Origin of the sequence: Clostridium saccharobutylicum DSM 13864 (assembly GCF_000473995.1) — a bacterium.
GTDB lineage: Bacteria > Bacillota > Clostridia > Clostridiales > Clostridiaceae > Clostridium > Clostridium saccharobutylicum.
Genome location: NC_022571.1, coordinates 570,050 through 591,898, shown reverse-complemented (window position 1 = coordinate 591,898; position 21,849 = coordinate 570,050). Strand labels below are relative to the sequence as shown.

The window sequence follows — 21,849 nt, the reverse complement described above, 5'->3', positions numbered from 1 at the left end:
AAACTATATTTTTACTTTTCTATGATTGCTAACTCTGTCCTTATCTTGGTTGCAGAATCTACTTACATAGTTTTTGCACTATTTTTAGAACCACCAAAATTAGGTTCAACTTTAAATATTGACACAGATATTTTTTTATACAATACATATGTTACTACTGATACTATAACAGACTTTATTCCATTAAAAGGTAATAGTCCTAAAGTAATATATTGCATAAGTTGAGCACTGTCCATATTCATTCCATAAGCAGGTAATAAGAAATATGCATTTACTATAATAGCTACTACCTCCATGAAAATACCACCTAATATCATGCCTATAATAGCAGTTTTCTTACTTTTCTTCTTATGATATACAAGTCCTGCTGGTACTAATAGTGCTACTCCAAATAAAAAGTTTGCAACTTCTCCAACAAAAGCAGTGCTTGTTCCCTTTATTCCTAATATTAAAACATTTTTCAATAGTTCAATTATTATTCCTACTATTGGTCCAAAACCAAATGTCCCTAACATTGCTGGTACATCACTTAGATCCATTTGCAGCCATGGGAATAGTGGTAATACTGGAAATTCTATATACCTAAGTATAAGTGCTATAGCCGATAATAAAGAAATTTTTACTAGTTTACTTGTTTTTTCATTCATTTTCTTTGCCTCCCAAAAGTTATCTCCTGGTGTAGCTTATTAGTATTTAGCCTTTGAAAATAATCTTATTTTAAATTCATTAACAAAAAAATTAAACCCTGATGTTAAATACATCAGGGCATACATTCAAATAAATAAGAATAACTAAACTCTTAAATACTAATAGGTTACCTTCTTTCATCCAGACTATACTGTCGGCTTCGGAATTACACCGAATCTGCTTAAATTAAAGCTCGCGGGCTATACCGCCGGTAGGGATTTTAACCCTGCCCTGAAGATATATTTTTTATTAATTTTATTATATCTCTTAATTAATCATATTACAACAACATCTATAACAAAATAAATTAGTCTATAATATATTTTTACAATCAAATAAGAAAATAATATGTTTACCTAATGGTAATCTATTAAATAAATATGATTATAATGCAAAAAATAGACTATTATTTTTTTGATTGTTCCTTATTTTCCTATAAATTTATCACTTATTAATATGTGATCAGATAACCAATCATTTAAAAAATCTAACACTTTTATCAAACTTTCATCTTGATTTTCATCAATCTGCTTGAAATCTAATTCTTGAAGAACATTAATAAATTTTTCATGTTGTAGTTTTTGACTAAATAATCCCTTATAATTTATACTTTCCATATATTCTTCTTCTGATTTAAAATGAAAAATAGTGTACTCCTTTAATTCATTTATTATTTCTACTATTTTATCATATTTATCAACAGCAAATTCATCTTTTAATAACATATATGCTTTGTTAGCCAACTCAAAAAGCTTTTCATGCTGCTTATCAATATGATCTAATCCAATTTTATATTCTTCTTTCATATTATACATAATAATAATCTCCTTTATATAAATTTAAATCAATTTTACATTTTAGCTCCACAATTTAAAATCTAAGATTATTTCTTAATATATTTTCAACCAAACTAAGATAATCTCCTTTATATGTAAATGTCTTATTTGACAACATCGTAGCAAGCCCATGTACCATCGACCACATGGCAATTATGTCTTGTGCATATTTTTCTTCTTTAACATTTACACTTTGTAAAAATTCAAAAGCACAATTTTCAAATACTTTAAACGTTCCACACTCTTCACTTTTTAGTGTATTTTTTTCTATAGTTATTTTATACTCTGAATTTGTTAAAAACGCAAATTTCAAATAATCTGGATTTTCTACCATAAAAGCAACATATTTTTTTCCCAATTGTATAATTCTTTCACCTGGATTATCCTTATACTTCTCCACGATTTCATTTAGTGAGTTTTTAAAGTTATAAAATACATATTCAGATATTGCATTAATCAGTTCTTCTTTATTTTTAAAATGTTTATATGGAGCTGAATGACTTACGTTGCACATTGCGGCGACTTTTCTTATTGAAAATTTTTCTGCCCCTTCTTCATTAAATAACTTTAGTCCCATCTTTATTAGACTTTCTTTTAAATCTCCGTGATGATACTTATCGACCTGCATACGTAAAACCTCTTTCCTAAATTTTATATATAAATTTACTAAAATTCAAAATATATTATTAATACTTTTTTTATATTATCTATAATATTTTTAACATATATATTGAAAATTGAAATCTACATTAAAACTATGTACTGTATAAATAAATCAATTCACAAATCATATTGCAACATATGTATAATTCAAAAATAATTTAGTAATAGAAACTTGATTTTAATGAAAAATTAAATTTGTAATCTATATAATATCATAACATGTTGACAGTGTAAACTTTAAGTGCTACTCTATCATTAAGTTGACAGTGTAAACATATATTTATTAATAAATATAACTTAAAATTACCCTAATATAAAAATTACAAATAAATATAAAATTTCAACAAATATATACTTGTTAGTTTGTATATATTTCTGTGAATAAAAAGGAGACTTTCTATGTTATTAATTCATGATTTAAATGTTGACGATTCAAAAGAACTTACATCTGTGTTACCTCCTAATTCAAGAGTACTTTCAAAAGAGATAGATAATATTAATGGTTGCTTAGGATGTTTTAATTGTTGGCTCAAGACACCAGGTAGATGCATTATCGAAGATTCCTATACAGAAATGCCAAAATATATTTTAGAAGGTGATACTTTTGTAATTCTAACTGAAATAAAATATGGCTGCTATACTTCTTACGTAAAAAATGTAATTGATAGATCAATAGGCATTTTATTGCCTTTTTTTCAAACAGTTAATGGTGAGCTTCATCATCTTCCTCGTTATAAAAAAGACCTTAAATTTATTGTAATAGGATATAATAAAAATATTACTTTTGATGAAGAAGAAACTTTTAAAGATTTAGTTAGAAGAAATGCTATTAATTTATGTATTCCAGACTATGAAGTTTATATAATTAAAGATATATCCGAATCTAAAAAAATACTTAAAAATTTGTAGGGAGGGTTTATTCTATGATTAATTTATGTATTATAAATGGAAGTCCAAGAAAAGGAAAAGGTACTTCTAGTTATCTTATAAACGAATTAACTAAATTATTAAGTACTAATGTTAAATCAAAAGAATACTATATAAGCAATCTTGTTAACAATGAGAATTCGTTAAATGAGCTTTTATTATATGATAAAGTTATTTTCATTTCCCCTTTATATGCAGATTGTTTTCCAAGCACAATGTTAAATTTTCTTGCTACATTTGAAGATTTTCTTAAAGACAAAAACACTCCAAATATTGATATGTATGGACTTGTTAATTGTGGATTCTTAGAAGGCATTCAAAATAAAATAGCTCTTGATATTTTAAAAAATTATTCTAAGAGAATAAATTTTAACTGGCGATTTGGTCTTGGTATAGGTGGCGGTGAATTTCTTAAAGGCTCTAAAAACATTCCTTTAAACTCTCGTATGAAAAAACCTGTTTATAACGCTTTCTTAACTTTAAAAAATGATATTGAAGATAATTCTAATAATTCAATAAATAATATATTTACTAATGCAAAAATGTCTAAACTTATATTTAAACTTGCAGGCAATCATGGTTGGAAATCCATGGCTAAGAAAAATAATCTAAAAGTTAAAGATCTTTATAAACAAATCTATTGATTTTATATCTTAAATTATAGATAAATAACTTAAACTTATGTAATTTCTAGTATGGGAACACATTCTAATTATAAGTCTAAATCTTAAATTAGATATCTATAGAAGGATGCGAAAAAGTCTATTTTATACAACAAATTATAAATTAGCTTTAAACTTTGAAATACATTCCAAACCAGAAAGCAAGGGTACTCTTTTGCGAGCATTGCATTTAGAATATGGCTATAGGTATTTCTTCAGTAAAAGTTGTTCAATTCTTGCTTGTCTGGGGAACATGCAGGAATTGAGCAACTCTTACTGTTAGAAATCCATAGCTATGTTCTATAGCAATCGAGCAACAGAGTACCCTTACTTTCGTTTAGTCACCTCATAAGTCTAAATTCAGACTTTTAAAATATGGTAACTTAGATAAATGTTTAACTACAAAATTTGCAGTCACTCCAATAAAAATTCCTGTACCAATTCCTGCTATCGATAATATAGGTAAATAGAGCATAACAGCTATATTTTGAACTATAGCTGAAGCTACTACTAATTGACCAATATTGTGAAATACCGCTCCAGAACAGCTTACTCCTACTATGCTCACTCTATCTTTTCCAAATTTTTTAACAAATATCATTACATAATAACTGAGAATTGCACCTGCAGCACCATACATAAATGTAGATAAGCTTCCATTGAATATAGTTGATAACAATAACCGCAATAATATTATTAGAAAAACATCCTTTTTGTTATTTAATATGTATAAAGCTATGACAGTAATTAAATTTGTTAATCCAAGTTTGGCACCAGGAGCAATGAAAGGTACTGGAATCATACTTTCAATTGTATAAAGTGCCAAAGCTTGAGAAACTAAAAGACCTATAAAAACTATTCGAAATGTTTTTTTCATTTTAACCTCCATTTCACCGTTATCTCTATCGATATAAATATTGTTAAAAGTATACATAACAGCAAATATATCTAAATTAATTCCAAATATATTTATGAAACATCAAGATTTTTTTCATTGTTGCTGCTTTTAATTTCAATCATTAATTTATGAGGAAGACAAACTGAAATTTGTCCAGGTTCTGATATAAATCCAGAGTGGACACAAATTTTATCTGGACAATCTGCATCAAGTATTCCAATAGATTGATCATTAATTTCAACTTCGTTATATCCATATTTTGTTTTTATATCAAATTCTTCTTTTCCCCTATGCTCTGATAAAAGTATCTTTTTATAAAGCTTGCCATCTAAAGTTATTTCTGCATAAGTTCCATTATAATTTTTACCCATTGCTACTCCAAAAATAATCTCTGGAATAAATGATAAACATATTAAAAAAATTATAATAATTATATCCCACTTTTTAAACATAATAGTTCCTCTTAAAATTAATCTTTATAGATATCCAAACTATAATCTAGAGTTATGTGATCACTAACCGAAATTCCATACATTCTAGTTATAAGTCTAATTCTTAAATTATTTATCTATATCAAAATCATATATATTTTACTTTACTAGTTTGCAAATTCAAATTCTTTATTTAAATCTGTAATTCTATCTTTAAAGTCATCTGATGTATAAATTTTATAATCTGATGTTGTAATTTCACAAGATACATTAGGTAAAGTTTTTATAAGATTTAATCCTTTTTCAGGTCCTAATATAAATACTGTTGTAGTTAATAAATCTGCTAACATATTTTTATCTTCATCATCGTTATCTATTACCATTGTATCGCTCATAACACCATTATCTGCTGGATATCCAGTCTTAGGATTTATTATATGATGATATCTTTTATTATCTTTTATAAAATATCTCTCATAATCACCTGATGTAGATAATGCTTCATTACTTAATTTAATTATGCCAAGATAGTTCTTAGAATCTTCACTTCTAGGATGTTTAATTCCAACAGACCATTTATTGTTATCTTTATTTTTTCCAACAGCGTAAATAGAGCTTGATCCTAAATTAATAAGACCATTTTCAATATTATATTTCTTATAAATTTTTAAGACTTCATCAGCTGCAAATCCTTTAGCAATACCACCTAAATCTAAAGCCATACCTTTTTTTTGAAGCATAACACTACTTTCTTCTTCATTAATGCTAATTTTATCACATCCAACTAATGGTAACTTAGCTTTTATTTCTTCATCAGAAGGTACTCTTTCATTATCTGTTCCAATCCCCCATAAATCAATTATAGGACCTAAAGTAATATCAAATGCTCCATCACTTAACTTTGAATATTTTATTGAAGTTTCTATCATCTTCATAATTTCAGGATGAACCTGTACATAACTTTCTCCTGATGAATTATTTATTTTATAAATATCGCTAGTATCAATATTAGTACTTGCCATTTCATTAATTTCATCTAGCTTTTTAAAACTTTCCTCAACTGCTTCTTTAGAATTTTCTCCATAAGCACTTAATGTGACTACCGTATCCATAACTATATTACTTTTTTCATAATATTTATTTCTACTACTATCACAAGAAGTAAAATTTAAAACAATTGAAATAAAAACTAGTATTGCACATATATTTTTCTTCATATGATTACTCCAATCTATTTTTATCGAAAATATTTCAAAAAAACATTTTTAGACACATCAAAAAATAACGGTTCAAAATATTCCACCAATATTTTGCGTGAGACAAACAAGTAAATCCTGCTAATAGCACACGTATTAATAGAATTGTAGTATGATGCTAACTAATCACACATACTGATATTATTCTTTAATTGTGCCTTAATACAATTCCGATTATTAATGTGAAATCACCCATAGGATTCCCCAATGAAAACTCAAAATATAAACTATCAATAATCTAAGGTACATTCAAAAAAATAATATAAGTTAAATTCTCATTGTTAAACCCTATATATGATTTCATAATTTAAATATCCTTTAATTAGTTAGCAATTTTAATTGCTGATGTTGGACATTTAGCTAAACATGTTGGTTCTTTACATTTTTCAACACATATTTTAGAATCTACTACTGCAAGATTATTTTCAATCTTAATAGCACCATAAGTACAATTTTTTGCACAAATTCCACATCCTAAACATGTTTCTGCACTACAAAGTTTTCTAGCGATAGCTCCCTTATCTTTAGAATTACAATTAACTTTTACAATCGAATTTACTGGCATAACTTCTATGACATTCTTAGGGCAAGCTGTTTCACAAGTTCCGCAGCCTGTACATTTTTTTGCATCAACTTTAGGTAATCCATCCTCTCCCATTGACAATGCTCCAAATGGGCAGCTATTAACACAAGTTCCAAATCCTACGCACCCATGTTTACATCCTTTAGGTCCACCTTGAAGTAAAGTTGCTGCTGCACAATCCTCTATACCCTTGTAATTATAACTTAGCTTTGCTTTTCCAATAGCTCCTTTACATTTAATATGAGCTATTCTTGGTTCTACTTTTTCAGCACTTTTACCTGTAATTTCTGCTACTAATTTAGCAACAGCATCCTTTCCAGGTACACATAGATTTGGTGGTACTTCTTTATTTAGCACTACTGCTTCTGCATAACCTGCACATCCTGCATAACCACATGCACCACATTGTCCCTTAGGAAGAACATCCTCTACCTCATGAATAAGTGGATTTACTTCCACTGAAAACTTTTTATTTGCAATAGCAAGAATGAATCCAAAAACAATCCCAATTCCAACCATTACTGCTAAAACCATTATTACAGTAAACATAATCTCTATTCATCTCCTTTATATCATTCCTGAAAATCCCAAGAATGCTAATGCTAACATACCTGCTAATATAAAAGCAATTCCTGTTCCTTCTAGTGGCTTTGGTACATCTGCATACACCAGCTTTTCTCTTAAACTTGCCATGAGTATTAATGCAAGTGCAAATCCCATACCAGAGCCTATTGAAAAGACTATGCTTTTAACAAACGAATAATTTGATTGAACATTTAATAATGGAACTGATAATACTATACAGTTTGTTGCTATTAAAAGAAGATAAATTCCCCACATCCTATATAACGTCGGTGCTTGTTTCTTTATAATCAACTCTAATAGCTGTACAAAACTTGCTATAAGTATAACGAAAACAATTGTTGTTAGGAACGTTAAATTAAATGGTAATAGTACAAAATGGTATACTATCCACGCTAACATCGAACTAAGAGTTATAACTGAAGTAACAGCCATGCCCATTCCTATTGAAGCATTTAAGCTTTTAGAAACTCCAAAAAATATACAAAGACCTAAAAACTTTGTTAAAACGAAATTATTTACAAGTAATGCACCTATAAACAGTGTGAAATATTCTTTCATTATGCTTCACTTCCTTCTTCTACTTTTTTTGCTTCTCTATTCGCATTATGAAGCTTAATTGCACCTATCATATAACCAATTAAGATAAACGCACCAGCTGGTAAAATCATAATCAAAGGTGCGTTATACCATGTTCCTAATATTCTAAAACCACAAATTGATCCACTTCCGAAAAATTCTCTTATTATTGATATAGAAAGCATAGCTAATGTAAAACCACATCCCATACCAAAACCATCTAGAAATGAAGGAAACACTTTATTTTTAGATGCAAATACTTCAGCTCTTGCAAGTATTATCGCGAAAACAACTACTAAATCCAAATAGATTCCAAGAGCACTATATAACGTTGGTGAAATTGCCTGCAATACAAGTTCTACAACAGTTACTATAGTTGCTATAAATGTAATATAAACTGGTACCCTAACTTTTGGATTTACAAATTTTCTTGTAAGTGAAACTACTACATTATTGCATGTTATAACAAATGTTACGCACAAGCCCATAGTTAGTCCATTAATTACTGATGATGTAACAGCTAATGCGGGACAAAGACTTAAACATAACATAAATATTGGGTTTTCATCATATAAACCTTTGCTAAAAATTTTCCACTTTTCCTTCATATTTATTTACCTCCTGTAAAATCTGTCACTTCATGTACAGCATTTTTAACAGCTAGTGTTACAGCTCTAGATGAAATAGTTGCCCCTGTCATAGCTTGAATATCGTCTTTGTCAGAAGCATCTTTTGTCACTGTTAAATTAGCTTCCTTTTTCCCTTTAAATTCATCTTTAAATGGTTGCTTTGATGCATTATCTCCAAGTCCTGGTGTCTCATTACTTGTTGTTATGCTATAATCAATTACCTCTCCATCTGGTTTAACCGCTACAAGCATCTTAATTTCTCCACCATATCCTTTACTTTCACCCGGAACTACATAGGCTATTATTTTCCCGTCTTTTTCAGCTGTAAACCATTGGTCCTTATCTGGTACTGCTTTAAAGTTATCTGCATCACTGACTAATGATCTCATAGATTCTTGTTTAGATACCTCTTTTTTTTCAGCGGCAATTGGAGCTGTAAAATAATACACTAGTCCTATTATTAATCCAGAAACTAAACAAGTTATTATCAAATTTATTGCTATCTGAAAAATTGAATATTCTTTATTAACGTGTGCACCTTCCATCTTATTACCCCCTTGCTCCAAATTCTTTTGGTTTTACAAAACGATCTATTAGTGGTGTTACTGCATTCATTAATAAAATTGAATAACAAACGCCTTCTGGATATCCACCTACTAATCTAATTAAAGAAGTTATTGCACCTGCTCCTACTGCAAAAATTATTTGTCCTTTTATAGTAATCGGAATAGTTACCATATCTGTTGCCATGAAAAATGCTCCTAAAATCAAACCACCAGCCATCATATTAAATAATGGATCACCAGTGAAAAGTCCTGTAGGCGCAAAAACCCATGTAAGTATTCCTACTGTTGCTATCATACAAACAGGAATCTGCCAATTAACATATCCCCTATATATAAGGTATATTCCTCCAAGTACAAGTAATATAGTACAAGTTTCTCCAATGCATCCATTTCGTGTTCCCAAAAACATAGCCTTATACATTGCTGCTTGACTTCCAAATGTCTCAACCAATTTACTATACCCTTGTTGCTTTAATATATTTAATGGTGTTGCGCTGCTAACTACATCAACAGATGTTGTCATTTTAGTCCAGCTAGTCATTGCAACTGGCCATGATACCATTAATGCAGCTCTTCCAATATGAGCAGGATTGAAAATATTAAATCCAAGTCCACCCATAGAATGTTTAGCAATTACAATTGCTATAAATGAACCTACTATCATCATATAAGGTGGCAAACTTGGTGAAACAGACATAGCTAACAACAATCCAGTTAAAAATGCACTTCCATCAAATGCTGTGATTTTCTTTTTACGAAACTTTTCTACTAGATATTCAAATAAAACTGCTGAAACAGCTCCTGTAACCATATTAATTAATGCTGGAAATCCAAAATAGCATATAGAAAAAATAGCCGCTGGAGCTAATGCCAAATTTACATTCCACATTATCTTTGAAATAGACTCATCACATCGTATATGTGGCGATGCTGAAACTGTAAATTGATTCTCTTCTATTCCAATTTCCTTTGCTTTAATTTCTTGTAAACTGCCTTCCTGCACTTTAACTTCTGAACTCATTTTATCCCTTCTTCCCTACTTATTTGCTGCGTGTGCTAAATTTTGAGCTTTTGAATATTTTATATATTGCACAATATTACGTTTTGCAGGACAAGAATAAACGCAGCTTCCACATTCTATGCAATTAAATAAGTTGTAATTTTCTTTAGCTTCTTTATATTTATGACGCTGTCCTAATATGCTTAACATACTCGGTATCAGTCCCATAGGACATGCTTTAACACATCTACCACATCTAATACATGGAGATTCTTCTCCTGAATTTACAACATCAGAGCTTAACGCCAATATTCCAGATACACCCTTAATTACAGGTACATCTAATGTAGATTGAGCAAATCCCATCATAGGTCCACCCATAATTATTTTTTCAGGATCTTTACTAAATCCACCACAATAATTTATTGCATACTTAAAGCTAGTTCCTATTCTTAGTAATAAATTCTTAGGTTCCTTAATTGCATCTCCAGAAACTGTTGTAATTCTTTGTATCAATGGAATCCCATTAACAACAGCATCAGAAATTGCTACTGTAGTTCCAATATTTTGCACTACAACACCAACATCCATTGGCAATCCACCTGTTGGAACTTCACGGCCAGTAAGTACTTTTATAAGCATCTTTTCTGCACCTTGTGGATACTTTGTAGGTAAAGGCACTACTTCAACTGACGTATCCTTAAAAGCATCTTTCATTACTTTTACGGCATCCATTTTATTATCTTCTATTCCTATAAACACCTTAGTAACTCCAAGTACTTTCATAATTATTTTGACTCCAGTAACTATACGATCAGCATATTCAAGCATCATCCTATAATCCGCCGTTAAATATGGTTCACATTCAGCTGCATTCACAATACAAACATCAATCTTTTTATCTTTACTTGGATTTAATTTAATATGTGTCGGAAATGTAGCACCTCCCATTCCGACTATACCTGCATCCTTAATAATATTTCGGATTTCTTCAGCATTTAACTTGTCCCATTCACGATTCAATGGAATTCCTTCAATCCATTCGTCTAAACCATCATTTTTAATAACAATTGATAAGCAGCTTCCCTTAGATGCATGTGGCATATCTGCAATCTTAGTTACTTTACCTGAGATTGATGCATGTATTGGACTATGCATAAATGCATCACTATTAGCTATGACTTGCCCTTTCTTAACACTATCACCAACCTTAACTATAGGTGTACAAGGAGCTCCAATATGTTGACTTACCGGAATAACTACCTCGTCTGGTAATGATGGAGATTCAATTGCCTTATCAAATGTATACTTTTTACTATCATTAGGATGAATTCCTCCAAGAAAACTTTTTAACATTTACAATCACCTCACAAGCTTATTAAAAAACTATTTATATTATAAAAATCTCTATAAATGCTTTTAGCTATATAATTTAATGATTAGGAGAGATTTTTTAATCAAGATATTTCTTTCATTATTAGTCTAGATATTTAATATCTCATTATAAAATACGAACAATTACTGGCTGAGATTTATTATTTGCACTAGCAGTCTTATCAAACGACTTTACAAAAATCAATGACAACACGAACATAATTATTCCGCCTATTATTTGAGATATACGAATATTTGATCCAATATATTTACTAACTACTCCTCCAAGTAATACACCAATAAACAAAGCAATTATAGGCAAAACAAAAACAACAAATGTAGCCATTAAAAAATTACTTTCTTTTACTTCAAAGGCTACTCGCTGTCCTGGTTTTGCCCCTATCTTATTAGTAGCAGTTATAACAATACTGTCATTTCCCGGACACGCACCACAATTTTTACAATCATTATGCCTGCCTACTTTAATTTTAGCCACATTATCACTCACCTCAATTACTAGGCCTTGTTCTGTTTTCATTTTTATCAAACTCCTTAAAATTGTTTTTAGGCACGTGAAAATAATTAAATTTGCTTAAAATTAATATTTTATCCACTAAAGATATATAACATGTCTAATCACCTCTCCAATCATTTATTAAATTAATTAAACTTTATTTAACTAGGTATCATTGCCAAGTTTTTATCCATATGTTAATTTATTACTTTAAAACTATATTTTGTATTTTTAATCTTATTATAAACTCTTGTTGTATTGTTTTAAAGAATAAATTTCATAATAATTAAAATTAATTTAATATATTCTTAATAATTTCCATTAAATATATATTGCAATTTTAATTTTTTAGTTAAGTTAATTCCCTATTATTCATTTTTGTTTAACCATTTTTATTTCATTGCTATGCAAATTAATTTTTATAATGTAAATACACTTGTTATTTTTTAAATGTGACTAAATAAAATAATCCACAAGGAATATTTATTAAATAACTATCCATGTGGATTACTTTTTATATTTTATGATTCTTTATTTTCTTTTAGTACATATAGATAAATAATTTTGGATTTAGAGTTTTGTTGTAATTTTACCGAAAGAAATGGTGCTCTGTTGTTTCGGTTACTAGAAGAAATCCTACAATCATTTTTTTGATAAGTAGAGTAAAAGAGAACTAATGGTAGCAATTTTATATTTTTTTTCAAATCCTATAGATTTAGTGTCTTCTATAAATTTTTCTACATCAATTACATCAATTTTAGCATACAACGCTATTGTTTCATAACTTATATAAAATTCTTCTTTTAATATATCAATTATCCCTTTAATTCTATCATCATTATCAACAAACGTTATAGCATCAGATAACATAAAACTTAAATTAGATAACTCCGCCATTGACTGGTACGAGAGGTCATGTACACTTGCTCTTTTATTCAAATAAGAATTCAGCCACTCAGGGTCCAAACCTGTTATTTTCTGTAATGCTTTGGTACTTAGTTTGAAATTAGTCACTGCTTTTAATAAGTTATTTCTTGTTGGCTCATTTTCACTTATATTATTTTTAATAGTCTCAAATTTATCCATAATCTTATCCTTTCTTATTACATATAATTTAAGCATAACAAAACTATATCATAAAATTATTTTTTCTGTGTATCTTGTACCAAGCTTGTCTGGGGAACATGCAGGAATTTAGCAACTATTACTATTAGAAATCCATAGCAATGTTCTATAGCAATAGAGTACCCTTACTTTCTGTTAGTCAACACATAAGTTTAAGTTAAAAGTTGAATATCTATAAAAAGAAAAACTTCTTAATTTTTCTCTAAATTAAGAAGTTTTTCTTTTATATCTATGCCTCCTGCGTACCCAACTAACTTACCATTTGCTCCAATCACTCTATGACAAGGAATTATAATCATTATTGGATTTTTATTATTAGCCATTCCAACAGCTCTTGATGCTTTTTCATTACCAATTAGCTTTGCAATTTCACCATAACTCCTTGTTTCCCCAAAAGGAATTTCCTTTAAAGTATTCCATACTTTCTTTTGAAATTCTGTTCCTTTTGGTGCTAATGGTAAATTAAATTCTTTACGTTTGCCATCAAAATATTCATTAAGTTGTTTTATGGCTTCTTTTAATAATTCTGTCTCATTTTTTTCTGATGGTCCTTTTTCAATATCTTTATCTACAAGAAATACTTTTGTAATTGCTAATCCATTTTCTTCTATTCCAAGTTCTCCAATCATAGTATTGTAATAAAATATATTTCTCATAATTTCCTCCTAAAAAGTTTTGAAAATATCGCTGTATTTTTCTGTAGGTATTTCTTCAGTAGAAGTTGACCTATTCCTGCTTGTCATAAACTTTCCTTAAGAACATGGAATTTATATAACTTCTACTGTTAGAAATCTACAGCAAAATTATATAGCAACAGACAAAAAGAATATAACTTCTTTCGTTAAGATATATCCTACGTCTAAGTCACTAGTTGTTTATCTATAACATATTAACGCAGCTTTTCTAAAAAGTTATTTAATATTTGAGCTGTTATCCCCCATATATTGTAGTCTTCATATTTGTAAAATAAAACTCTATAACTACCATTTTTAAATTTATAGTTGTGCTTATTAACAATTAAATCATAAGGAAAATCTTCAGGCCTTTCAACATTTAGTTTATTTTCTATTTCTAAAGGTTCTTGATTTAGAAAATAATTTACTGGAACATAAAATGTATGATCTACTTCACTTTCATTCATATCAATTTCATTAATATTTTGAATTACTCCCACATAAGGATGAATTATAATATTATCATATCTAACTACAGTATCCAATTCATTTATTATATCAACATCTTTAATACCTAGCTCTTCAAACACTTCTCTTATTGCTGCTTCTTTAGGCGCTTCATTACCATCTATCTTTCCACCTGGAAAACATATATCCCCTGGTTGACTGCTTAATTTTTTGGCTCTTACTTCAAATAATATACATATCTCATTATTTATTTTTACTAAAGGAATAATTATAGATGACCTCTTCATTCTTTCCCAACCATTAATATAAGGTTTATTGTCTTTTATTTTATTCTTTATATCTTCTATCTTCATATACTATAATCTCCCCTTTGCTAACTATTTTATATAAATATTATATCAAATTACAAATATTAAGATAATCTTAACTCTATTTCTTTTCTATTAAAAATTGATTTTTAAAAACTTTACAGATTTTAATATATTTTGCCTTTTCGTCACATAAATATATACTAAACATTTTAAATCTAAAAGTTATGAAGGTGATTTTATGAATTTACATGAATATCTTGGAAATAGAGCTAGAAAAACAATTATGAAGAGTGTATGCACAACCCTTGAAAGAAATCCTGAAAAAAATATTCCAAGACTTTTTAAAATGTTAAAACTTCTTGCTAAAGATGAAGATAGTAATAAAGCTATAAGAAACATAGAAACATATTATAGCGACAATCCATCTATTAAACAACTTATTGATTCTATCTTAATTGAAACTAATCCTAAATTTCTAAAAAAATTTTTTGTCAATTTTATAGCAAATGCAATATGGATTGGCGGTAAAAAAAGATCGGAACTTCTTGAAAATGAAGACATAAAAGTTCCATTTACGCTTCTTATTAGTCCTTCAATGAGATGCAACTTACATTGTACTGGATGCTATGCTGCAAAATATGATAAATTAAACGGACTTACATATGAAGAAGTTGATAGAATAATAGGCGAAGCTAGGGATCTTGGAGTACATTATATTATTGTACTTGGCGGTGAACCATTCTTTGTTGATTTCATGTATGATATCTATAAAAAATATGATGATATCCTCTTTACTCCTTTTACAAATGGTACGCTTTTCAACAATGATATAGCCGATAAATTAGTTTCCTTAGGTAATGTTATGCCAATGTTTTCTCTTGAAGGTTTTGAAAAAGAAACTGATGCAAGGCGTGGCAGTGGTACATTCAATAAGGTTATGGAAGGAATGGATTTATTAAAATCACGAGGCATTCCATTTGGTGTATCCTCAGCAACTTCAACTAATAACCTCAAAACTGTAACTTCAGATGAATTTATTGACATGCTTGTAAAAAAAGGCTCTAGAATGAATTGGTACTTTATGTACATGCCTGTAGGAGAATCTCCTAACATTGATAACATGTTAAAGCCAGCTGAGCGAATAGAACTCGGCAGGCTAACTAAAAAAATCAGATCAACTAAACCATATTTTACAATTGACTTTTTTAATGATGCTCCATATGTTGGTGGTTGCATTGCTGGCAAATATTACTGTCATATAAATTCAAATGGTGATGTTGAACCTTGTGTTTTTGCTCATATTGCATGTGATAATATTAAAGATAAAAATTTAATTGATATTTTTAAAAGTGAATTTTTTAAGGGTCTTAGGCATAGACAACCATACAACAAAAATATGTTAAGACCTTGCATGATGATTGATAATACAAATGTAATCAGAGAAGTAAGTGAAAAATTCAATGCTCATCCAACTGATGAAAGTGCTGAAGCTATGTTGCATGATAAAGATTTTCAAGCAAAACTAGATAAATTATCTTCAGATTTTAAACCTTATGCAGATGAAGCTTGGGAAAAAGATTTCAAATCAAAGGGCAATGATTCATTTGCAAAAGGATAAAAGTATGGAATTTAAACTTATGTAGTAATTTACCGAAAGAAATGGTACTCCGTTGTTTCAGTTACTACAGAGCACCATTTCTTTCTATTTCAGAATATATTTCAACTCATAAATCTAGTTTAGTAATTTGTTCATCTATATAAGGTGAGCGTGATTAAAGAACATTACACAATCAACAAATCGTCACATAAGCCTAATTCACAATCTACTTATCTATAATTCCATGTAGACATGTAACTAAATATTTTATATTCGAGGTGAACTTAAATTGTATATACACCAAAAAGTTAAAGGGGGAATTAAGATGTGGGTAGTATGTGCATTATTGTCTGCACTTTTTGCAGCTTTAACCTCAATATTAGCTAAAATAGGAATTGAAGACGTTAATTCTAATTTAGCTACAGCAATACGTACTGCTGTAGTTCTTTTCATGGCTTGGGGAATAGTTTTTTTAACAGGTACTCAGAATCAAATCTCAAGTATCCGATCTAAAAGTTGGATATTCTTAATTCTCTCTGGTTTGGCTACAGGACTTTCTTGGCTATTTTATTATAAGGCGTTACAAATTGGTCAAGCGTCAAAAGTTGTACCCATTGATAAATTTAGTGTAGTAATAAGTATGATTCTTGCTTTTATAGTATTAAAAGAAACCATGACAATAAAAACTATATTAGGTGGTATTTTTATAACAATAGGAACTTTCATAATGATATTATAGATGCAAACATAACTTAATAATATTATCTCAACCTAAAGATTAAAAAATAATGTTGATAATTTAACTCTTTAAACTATCAACATTATTTTTTAATTATCCACAAAACTTTTATATCTAATGTGAATAAATTTTCTAAAACTATAAATCATATACATATTTGTGGAAGAGGCATTTAAAATTGAGCTATTGAAGATTCTTAATGGGTGCTTGTTCCATTTGCTGCTTGTCAAAATGGATATTTGGAACATGCAGCAATGGTTGCAAGCTCCCATTTAGAATCTTCCAACTAAAATTTCATAAGTCCGATGAAACAAATATATATGTGATTTCGGTAAGTTACCACATAACCCTAAAGCTAAAAGTGTTTATTTTATTGCACATTATTATTCAGCTACTGGTGCTGTATTTTCTTTTTTAACTCTATAGACTAAGAATATTCCATAGCATACAAGTATTAAAGATATTAAAATTTTAATATCAAATATATTTTCTCCTAAGAATATTGCTGATAACAATGTTCCAAATACAGGAACTAAAAAATTAAATACTGATATAATTCCAACTTTATTATATTTTAATAGCTGTGTCCATATAGCAAATGATACTGAAGATAATAATGCCATATATATTAAAAGCGATGTAGATTTCATTGTAAATCTACTCAAACTACCACCAAAACAAAAACCTAAACCTATCAGAATTATGCCGCCTATAAATAATTGAAATCCAGTAACTATTGGTGGTTCTAAGATTTGAGTTATTTTTTTACCATATATTGATGAAGCTGAAAATATAAATGCTGCGATCATTATAAATCCTTCTCCTTTGAATGTAAAAGAGCTCCCTCCTAACGATTGTCCATTTAAATTAACAATTACCACACCTACAAATCCTATAATACATCCCAATATCTTATTAAAATTAAGTTTATCATTTTTGTAAATAAAATGTGCTAATATTATGCTTGCGAAAGTTCCTGTTCCATTGATTATTGAACCTCTTACCCCAGTTGTATATGATAAACCTACATAAAAAAATATGTACTGAAGTGCAGTTTGTGTTGAACCTAAAATAAATATTTGTCCAAATTGTTTTTTAGAAAATTCAAATATATTTTTCTTTGTAGCTAATTCTAATAAAATTACTAGAATTCCAGCGATTGCAAATCTATATCCCGCAAAAACCAATTTAGATCCTATTGCATTTTCTCCTATGTTAAATAATGAATATCCTGCTTTTATTGCAGGGTATGCACTCCCCCATAAAATACAGCATAGTATTGCTAGAATAATAATATTTTTTCTATTAGTATAAAATTTAGTTTTATCCATATCTTTAATTCTTCTCTCTTAAATTAAAATACACTAGTAAGTTTAATATTAGATATATTCAAAAACAGCTAGTCCATCTGTCAAGCCTATTTTTCATTTTCCATTTCTTACAGCTTCTTTTACATGCCTCAATTGCTAGTGCAATTAGAAATCATCTGTATTTTAAGTATATCATATTAATTGAAATGAACAATTATATTTTTATTACACATATTAAGATAAAAAAGCCTTAAGAACAAATACATTCTTAAGGCTTTTCATATTATCTTTTCATACTTACTACTGCTATCATTTTTATTTTTCTAATTCATTTGTTCTTTCTAGAGCTTTTCTTATACTAGACATAACAGTTCCATGGAAACCTGATTCACTTAATACATGTAATCCATCAATTGTGATACCAGCTGGTGAAGTCATTGTATCTGTAATTTGATATGGATGTTTTCCTGTCTTTTGAATAGTTAATGCAGAAGCCATTAAATTTTCTAATGCAATTGATATTGCATCTTTACGTGAAAATCCTGATTGCACTCCTGAATCCACTAATGCTGCAATAAAATACATAACATATGCAGGACCTGCACAGCTATACGCAGTAAATGCATTAAACATATTTTCATCTATAAACATTGTTTGTCCTAATGCATTTAAAAGTGATTTAATAATTTCTTTATCACTTTCTTCTACTTTATCATTTACACTTGCAGCGCTATATCCATGTTGTACCTCAATCATTGTGTTTGGCATAACACGAACAAATTTATGCTCACTTCCAAATAGTTCTTCCATTTTCTCCATTTTAATTCCAGCACATATAGAAATAATAATTGCTGATTTTGATAAATCATTCTTTATATTTTGTGCTACTTTCACAATATCTTGTGGACGTACTGCAATTAAAACTATATCTGCATCTTTCACTGCAGATGAGGTATCTTCTGCCTCCGTAATTCCATATATATCTTTAAGATACTTTCTTCTTTCATTTAATATATCAAAAACTGTAATATTTTTAGGCTGAAACACTTCATTAGATACAATTCCTTTGATAATCCCTTCTGCCATATTACCGCCGCCAATAAATGTAATCTTATTATTTAACATATATAATTCCTCCTCTTTATTCATACTTTCCATCTAATACAGTTAAATACTCTTCTCCAAATAATTCTATATATTTCTCTAGTACTTGATTAATAATTAATTTTCCATCTTCTCCAAGCTCTTTTTCTAATGTTTCACTTATTGAATGTAAAAGATGTGCAGTATGGAAATTAAAATCTCTAGTACAGCTAGTACCTAATTCAGCTTTCTTTTTGACAAGTCTCTTAGAATCTTCTTCACTCATAGAATTTCCCCAATGAAATTCACAATGATCTGCTCCAAAACTTAGATTACTAGTTGCTTTCATATGAAATTTTTCATTAAAACCATTAAAAACAGCTGAATCTATATTAATGCAGTAATACTTTCCGTAATCTAAAAGATTATATTTCTTCCACACCCTACACCATTCACATTTTGTAACATTACTAATAAGTTCTGGTTGCGTTTTTAGAACTCCAAATTCCATTTGCCCTTCTTCTGGAACCCATTCACCATAAGCTTGACTATTTATAAAATCCAAATCATCTCCATTAGCAACTGCTCTATTGGCCATTCTCTTTCCGCGTTCCTGTCCATAATTTTCAACTGCAGTATAAATTATATCTTTACCTTTTTCATCTAAACCTTCTATAATGTATTTTGCAAAAAGTGCAAATAATGTTGCATGATGTTCAATTGTGCACTGAATGTTATCTAACTCTTTCATTTTTATACCTCACACCTTTCTCAATATTTATTTATATAGACGAATTTTTATGTTCATCCATAGCTTTCAATAATATTTCTGGATTATCAATCAACATCATTCCACCTAGAGCCATAGATTTTGCTACATAAATCATTCCTTTATATCCAATGGATGATCCAACTTGCGCTGTAAATGCCCAGTGATGTAGAGGAGTCCCCTTACATGCAGTAGCTGCATTTAAAGTAATAGTTGGTACAATATGACTTACATTAGATACATCTGTAGAAATAAATATGTCTATTTCTCTATTCTCAAATTTATGTAATCCATCAAAGTATTTACCTTGATTTTTTAAATTTGCTGCTTTACTAATCGATTCTGCAAATTGTATTTCCTCTTGTGTATAAGTTGGTACTTCAATACCACTCATTGCTTTATAAAATGCATTAAGTAACGTAAAATTCAATTTAGTTTCCATGCAGCTAGCCACTAATTCGCTTTCATATCTTGTGTCCGTCATTAATGCCGCACCTTGTGCTATACGCTCTATACGAGCTGATGCATCATCAACATGTTCACGGTTTTTTCCACGAATATAATATGAAGTTTGTGCAAAATCAGGGACTATATTAGGTTTTTCTCCACCATCTAAATACGTATAATGTATACGAACATCGTCTGTTACATGTTCTCGTAAATAATTTACTCCTACATTCATTAATTCCGCTGCATCAAGTGCACTCCTACCTAAGTGTGGACTTCCAGATGCATGAGATGTTGTTCCAAAAAATTTAAATTTTTTAGAATCCATAGCTTGATAAATATCTTCTCCAACACGATTTGAATCGGATGGATGCCATGTAATTGCTGCACTTAATCCATCAAAACAACCTTGTTTTGCCATTACAATTTTCCCATACATAATTTCTTCTGCTGGGCAACCGAATAACTTTATTGTTCCTAGCTTACCACTGAACTCCAATTCACTCTTAAGAGCTGCTGCTGCTGCCGCCGCACCAACACCAAGTAAGCTATGACCGCAGCCATGTCCACATCCTTCAATTTCACAACGTTCCTCTACTGGCTTCTGACCTAATCCAGGCAAAGCATCATATTCTGCTAAAAATCCTAATACAGGCTCTCCTTGTCCCCATGTTGCTACAAAGGCTGTTTCTAACCCACCTATATTCCATTCAACTGAAAAACCTTGTTCTTCCATGAATTTTGCTAAACATTGTGATGATTGTCTTTCCTCTAATGATAATTCAGGATTTTCAAAAATAAATCTTTCTGTTTGTTTTATCTTGTCATCATTTTCACAAAACCAATTTTCAATACTATTCATATCTTTATGCTCCTTATTTAGGCACATGAAAGAAAATAACAATTCCAAAATCCCAAGATTATTTTTCATCATGCAAGAAAGTAGATTGGCCTTATAGCGAGTCTATTATGACAATCTGCCGACTCGCTTACTCAGCGAGCGTATGCGAGTCGCACTTCCTCTGGTGGAAAATAGACTTGACAGATGGACTTGTTTTTTGATTGTGCCTTATCCTTTTTTTATAATATAACACATATTTAATCATTCAAGATGTTTATAGAAAAATAAATAATCAAAA

The 21,849-nt window shown here is 29.3% G+C and carries 24 protein-coding genes and 1 riboswitch; of the genes, 4 read left to right on the top strand and 20 right to left on the bottom strand.

All coding sequences use genetic code 11. From position 1 onward, the window contains the following. Positions 1-62 precede the first annotated feature (62 nt). The 3 genes from CLSA_RS02785 to CLSA_RS02775 form a co-directional block, all read right to left on the bottom strand. On the bottom strand, positions 63-647 hold the full coding sequence (locus CLSA_RS02785; RefSeq protein WP_022743873.1) for an ECF transporter S component: 585 nt from the start codon (positions 645-647) through the stop codon (positions 63-65). A 165-nt stretch (positions 648-812) separates the two neighbouring features. Next, positions 813-930, bottom strand: a riboswitch (FMN riboswitch). A 182-nt stretch (positions 931-1,112) separates the two neighbouring features. Beyond that, positions 1,113-1,502, bottom strand: coding sequence for a bacteriohemerythrin (locus tag CLSA_RS02780; protein ID WP_022743872.1), 390 nt, complete (start codon positions 1,500-1,502; stop codon positions 1,113-1,115). A 55-nt stretch (positions 1,503-1,557) separates the two neighbouring features. Further along, the gene (locus CLSA_RS02775; RefSeq protein WP_022743871.1) at positions 1,558-2,151 is read right to left on the bottom strand and encodes a TetR/AcrR family transcriptional regulator; all 594 of its coding nucleotides are present in this window, start codon (positions 2,149-2,151) and stop codon (positions 1,558-1,560) included. Positions 2,152-2,585: 434 nt separating this feature from the next. Between CLSA_RS02775 and CLSA_RS02770 the strand changes: the two genes are divergently transcribed. Both CLSA_RS02770 and CLSA_RS02765 read left to right on the top strand, forming a co-directional pair. After that, on the top strand, positions 2,586-3,095 hold the full coding sequence (locus tag CLSA_RS02770) for a flavodoxin family protein (RefSeq protein WP_022743870.1): 510 nt from the start codon (positions 2,586-2,588) through the stop codon (positions 3,093-3,095). Between the two features lie 14 nt (positions 3,096-3,109). Continuing rightward, positions 3,110-3,757, top strand: coding sequence for a hypothetical protein (locus tag CLSA_RS02765; RefSeq protein ID WP_022743869.1), 648 nt, complete (start codon positions 3,110-3,112; stop codon positions 3,755-3,757). A gap of 364 nt (positions 3,758-4,121) precedes the next feature. Here CLSA_RS02765 and CLSA_RS02760 read toward each other — a convergent pair whose 3' ends face one another. The 13 genes from CLSA_RS02760 to CLSA_RS02700 form a co-directional block, all read right to left on the bottom strand. After that, positions 4,122-4,652, bottom strand: a complete 531-nt coding sequence (locus CLSA_RS02760; RefSeq protein ID WP_041716036.1) for a Gx transporter family protein — start codon at positions 4,650-4,652, stop codon at positions 4,122-4,124. 92 nt (positions 4,653-4,744) lie between these two features. Next, a complete protein-coding gene (locus CLSA_RS02755) occupies positions 4,745-5,125 on the bottom strand; it encodes a NusG domain II-containing protein (protein WP_022743867.1) in 381 nt (126 codons plus the stop codon). Between the two features lie 146 nt (positions 5,126-5,271). After that, the gene (locus CLSA_RS02750; RefSeq protein ID WP_022743866.1) at positions 5,272-6,321 is read right to left on the bottom strand and encodes an FAD:protein FMN transferase; all 1,050 of its coding nucleotides are present in this window, start codon (positions 6,319-6,321) and stop codon (positions 5,272-5,274) included. 361 nt (positions 6,322-6,682) lie between these two features. Beyond that, positions 6,683-7,492 carry an RnfABCDGE type electron transport complex subunit B gene (gene rnfB / locus CLSA_RS02745; RefSeq protein ID WP_022743865.1) on the bottom strand — a complete coding sequence of 270 codons (810 nt, stop codon included), beginning with the start codon at positions 7,490-7,492 and terminating at the stop codon, positions 6,683-6,685. 18 nt (positions 7,493-7,510) lie between these two features. Beyond that, a complete protein-coding gene (locus tag CLSA_RS02740) occupies positions 7,511-8,086 on the bottom strand; it encodes an electron transport complex protein RnfA (protein ID WP_022743864.1) in 576 nt (191 codons plus the stop codon). Beyond that, positions 8,086-8,712: an electron transport complex subunit RsxE gene (gene rsxE / locus CLSA_RS02735; RefSeq protein WP_022743863.1), complete on the bottom strand. Its 627-nt coding sequence runs from the start codon at positions 8,710-8,712 to the stop codon at positions 8,086-8,088. Before rsxE ends, CLSA_RS02740 begins: the two co-directional genes overlap by 1 nt. 2 nt (positions 8,713-8,714) lie before the next feature. Then, positions 8,715-9,278, bottom strand: a complete 564-nt coding sequence (locus tag CLSA_RS02730) for an RnfABCDGE type electron transport complex subunit G (RefSeq protein ID WP_022743862.1) — start codon at positions 9,276-9,278, stop codon at positions 8,715-8,717. Between the two features lie 4 nt (positions 9,279-9,282). Further along, positions 9,283-10,320 carry an RnfABCDGE type electron transport complex subunit D gene (locus CLSA_RS02725; protein ID WP_022743861.1) on the bottom strand — a complete coding sequence of 346 codons (1,038 nt, stop codon included), beginning with the start codon at positions 10,318-10,320 and terminating at the stop codon, positions 9,283-9,285. Between the two features lie 15 nt (positions 10,321-10,335). Next, on the bottom strand, positions 10,336-11,655 hold the full coding sequence (gene rsxC, locus CLSA_RS02720) for an electron transport complex subunit RsxC (RefSeq protein WP_022743860.1): 1,320 nt from the start codon (positions 11,653-11,655) through the stop codon (positions 10,336-10,338). 145 nt (positions 11,656-11,800) lie between these two features. Then, a complete protein-coding gene (locus tag CLSA_RS02715; protein WP_022743859.1) occupies positions 11,801-12,211 on the bottom strand; it encodes a SoxR reducing system RseC family protein in 411 nt (136 codons plus the stop codon). A 618-nt stretch (positions 12,212-12,829) separates the two neighbouring features. Then, entirely contained in the window at positions 12,830-13,273 is a 444-nt protein-coding gene (locus tag CLSA_RS02710; RefSeq protein WP_052334782.1) for an HTH domain-containing protein, read from the bottom strand. Positions 13,274-13,503: 230 nt separating this feature from the next. Beyond that, positions 13,504-13,968, bottom strand: coding sequence for a methylated-DNA--[protein]-cysteine S-methyltransferase (locus tag CLSA_RS02705; protein WP_022743857.1), 465 nt, complete (start codon positions 13,966-13,968; stop codon positions 13,504-13,506). 233 nt (positions 13,969-14,201) lie between these two features. After that, positions 14,202-14,807, bottom strand: a complete 606-nt coding sequence (locus tag CLSA_RS02700; RefSeq protein WP_022743856.1) for an NUDIX hydrolase — start codon at positions 14,805-14,807, stop codon at positions 14,202-14,204. 196 nt (positions 14,808-15,003) lie between these two features. On the opposite strand from CLSA_RS02700, the gene CLSA_RS02695 reads away from it, so the two are divergent. After that, positions 15,004-16,383, top strand: coding sequence for a radical SAM/SPASM domain-containing protein (locus CLSA_RS02695; protein ID WP_022743855.1), 1,380 nt, complete (start codon positions 15,004-15,006; stop codon positions 16,381-16,383). Positions 16,384-16,687: 304 nt separating this feature from the next. Continuing rightward, positions 16,688-17,101, top strand: a complete 414-nt coding sequence (locus CLSA_RS02690; RefSeq protein WP_022743854.1) for an EamA family transporter — start codon at positions 16,688-16,690, stop codon at positions 17,099-17,101. 383 nt (positions 17,102-17,484) lie between these two features. Here the strand turns inward: CLSA_RS02690 and CLSA_RS02685 are convergent, their stop codons facing one another. The 4 genes from CLSA_RS02685 to CLSA_RS02670 all read right to left on the bottom strand — a co-directional run bounded on the left by CLSA_RS02685 (position 17,485) and on the right by CLSA_RS02670 (position 21,572). Next, complete coding sequence (locus CLSA_RS02685) at positions 17,485-18,432, bottom strand: DMT family transporter (protein WP_022743853.1); 948 nt, start codon at positions 18,430-18,432, stop codon at positions 17,485-17,487. 294 nt (positions 18,433-18,726) lie between these two features. Continuing rightward, positions 18,727-19,536: a pyrroline-5-carboxylate reductase gene (proC, locus tag CLSA_RS02680; protein ID WP_022743852.1), complete on the bottom strand. Its 810-nt coding sequence runs from the start codon at positions 19,534-19,536 to the stop codon at positions 18,727-18,729. 16 nt (positions 19,537-19,552) lie between these two features. Continuing rightward, complete coding sequence (locus CLSA_RS02675; protein WP_022743851.1) at positions 19,553-20,245, bottom strand: L-2-amino-thiazoline-4-carboxylic acid hydrolase; 693 nt, start codon at positions 20,243-20,245, stop codon at positions 19,553-19,555. 31 nt (positions 20,246-20,276) lie between these two features. Continuing rightward, positions 20,277-21,572: an amidohydrolase gene (locus CLSA_RS02670; protein ID WP_022743850.1), complete on the bottom strand. Its 1,296-nt coding sequence runs from the start codon at positions 21,570-21,572 to the stop codon at positions 20,277-20,279. Positions 21,573-21,849 lie beyond the last annotated feature (277 nt).

Excerpts from the sequence above, each read along its gene's own strand:
- CLSA_RS02785 (WP_022743873.1), bottom strand. The coding sequence starts at position 647 with ATGAATGAAAAAACAAGTAAACTAGTAAAAATTTCTTTATTATCGGCT.
- CLSA_RS02780 (WP_022743872.1), bottom strand. The coding sequence starts at position 1,502 with ATGTATAATATGAAAGAAGAATATAAAATTGGATTAGATCATATTGAT.
- CLSA_RS02775 (WP_022743871.1), bottom strand. The coding sequence starts at position 2,151 with ATGCAGGTCGATAAGTATCATCACGGAGATTTAAAAGAAAGTCTAATA.
- CLSA_RS02770 (WP_022743870.1), top strand. The coding sequence starts at position 2,586 with ATGTTATTAATTCATGATTTAAATGTTGACGATTCAAAAGAACTTACA.
- CLSA_RS02765 (WP_022743869.1), top strand. The coding sequence starts at position 3,110 with ATGATTAATTTATGTATTATAAATGGAAGTCCAAGAAAAGGAAAAGGT.
- CLSA_RS02760 (WP_041716036.1), bottom strand. The coding sequence starts at position 4,652 with ATGAAAAAAACATTTCGAATAGTTTTTATAGGTCTTTTAGTTTCTCAA.
- CLSA_RS02755 (WP_022743867.1), bottom strand. The coding sequence starts at position 5,125 with ATGTTTAAAAAGTGGGATATAATTATTATAATTTTTTTAATATGTTTA.
- CLSA_RS02750 (WP_022743866.1), bottom strand. The coding sequence starts at position 6,321 with ATGAAGAAAAATATATGTGCAATACTAGTTTTTATTTCAATTGTTTTA.
- rnfB (WP_022743865.1), bottom strand. The coding sequence starts at position 7,492 with ATGTTTACTGTAATAATGGTTTTAGCAGTAATGGTTGGAATTGGGATT.
- CLSA_RS02740 (WP_022743864.1), bottom strand. The coding sequence starts at position 8,086 with ATGAAAGAATATTTCACACTGTTTATAGGTGCATTACTTGTAAATAAT.
- rsxE (WP_022743863.1), bottom strand. The coding sequence starts at position 8,712 with ATGAAGGAAAAGTGGAAAATTTTTAGCAAAGGTTTATATGATGAAAAC.
- CLSA_RS02730 (WP_022743862.1), bottom strand. The coding sequence starts at position 9,278 with ATGGAAGGTGCACACGTTAATAAAGAATATTCAATTTTTCAGATAGCA.
- CLSA_RS02725 (WP_022743861.1), bottom strand. The coding sequence starts at position 10,320 with ATGAGTTCAGAAGTTAAAGTGCAGGAAGGCAGTTTACAAGAAATTAAA.
- rsxC (WP_022743860.1), bottom strand. The coding sequence starts at position 11,655 with ATGTTAAAAAGTTTTCTTGGAGGAATTCATCCTAATGATAGTAAAAAG.
- CLSA_RS02715 (WP_022743859.1), bottom strand. The coding sequence starts at position 12,211 with ATGAAAACAGAACAAGGCCTAGTAATTGAGGTGAGTGATAATGTGGCT.
- CLSA_RS02710 (WP_052334782.1), bottom strand. The coding sequence starts at position 13,273 with ATGGATAAATTTGAGACTATTAAAAATAATATAAGTGAAAATGAGCCA.
- CLSA_RS02705 (WP_022743857.1), bottom strand. The coding sequence starts at position 13,968 with ATGAGAAATATATTTTATTACAATACTATGATTGGAGAACTTGGAATA.
- CLSA_RS02700 (WP_022743856.1), bottom strand. The coding sequence starts at position 14,807 with ATGAAGATAGAAGATATAAAGAATAAAATAAAAGACAATAAACCTTAT.
- CLSA_RS02695 (WP_022743855.1), top strand. The coding sequence starts at position 15,004 with ATGAATTTACATGAATATCTTGGAAATAGAGCTAGAAAAACAATTATG.
- CLSA_RS02690 (WP_022743854.1), top strand. The coding sequence starts at position 16,688 with ATGTGGGTAGTATGTGCATTATTGTCTGCACTTTTTGCAGCTTTAACC.
- CLSA_RS02685 (WP_022743853.1), bottom strand. The coding sequence starts at position 18,432 with ATGGATAAAACTAAATTTTATACTAATAGAAAAAATATTATTATTCTA.
- proC (WP_022743852.1), bottom strand. The coding sequence starts at position 19,536 with ATGTTAAATAATAAGATTACATTTATTGGCGGCGGTAATATGGCAGAA.
- CLSA_RS02675 (WP_022743851.1), bottom strand. The coding sequence starts at position 20,245 with ATGAAAGAGTTAGATAACATTCAGTGCACAATTGAACATCATGCAACA.
- CLSA_RS02670 (WP_022743850.1), bottom strand. The coding sequence starts at position 21,572 with ATGAATAGTATTGAAAATTGGTTTTGTGAAAATGATGACAAGATAAAA.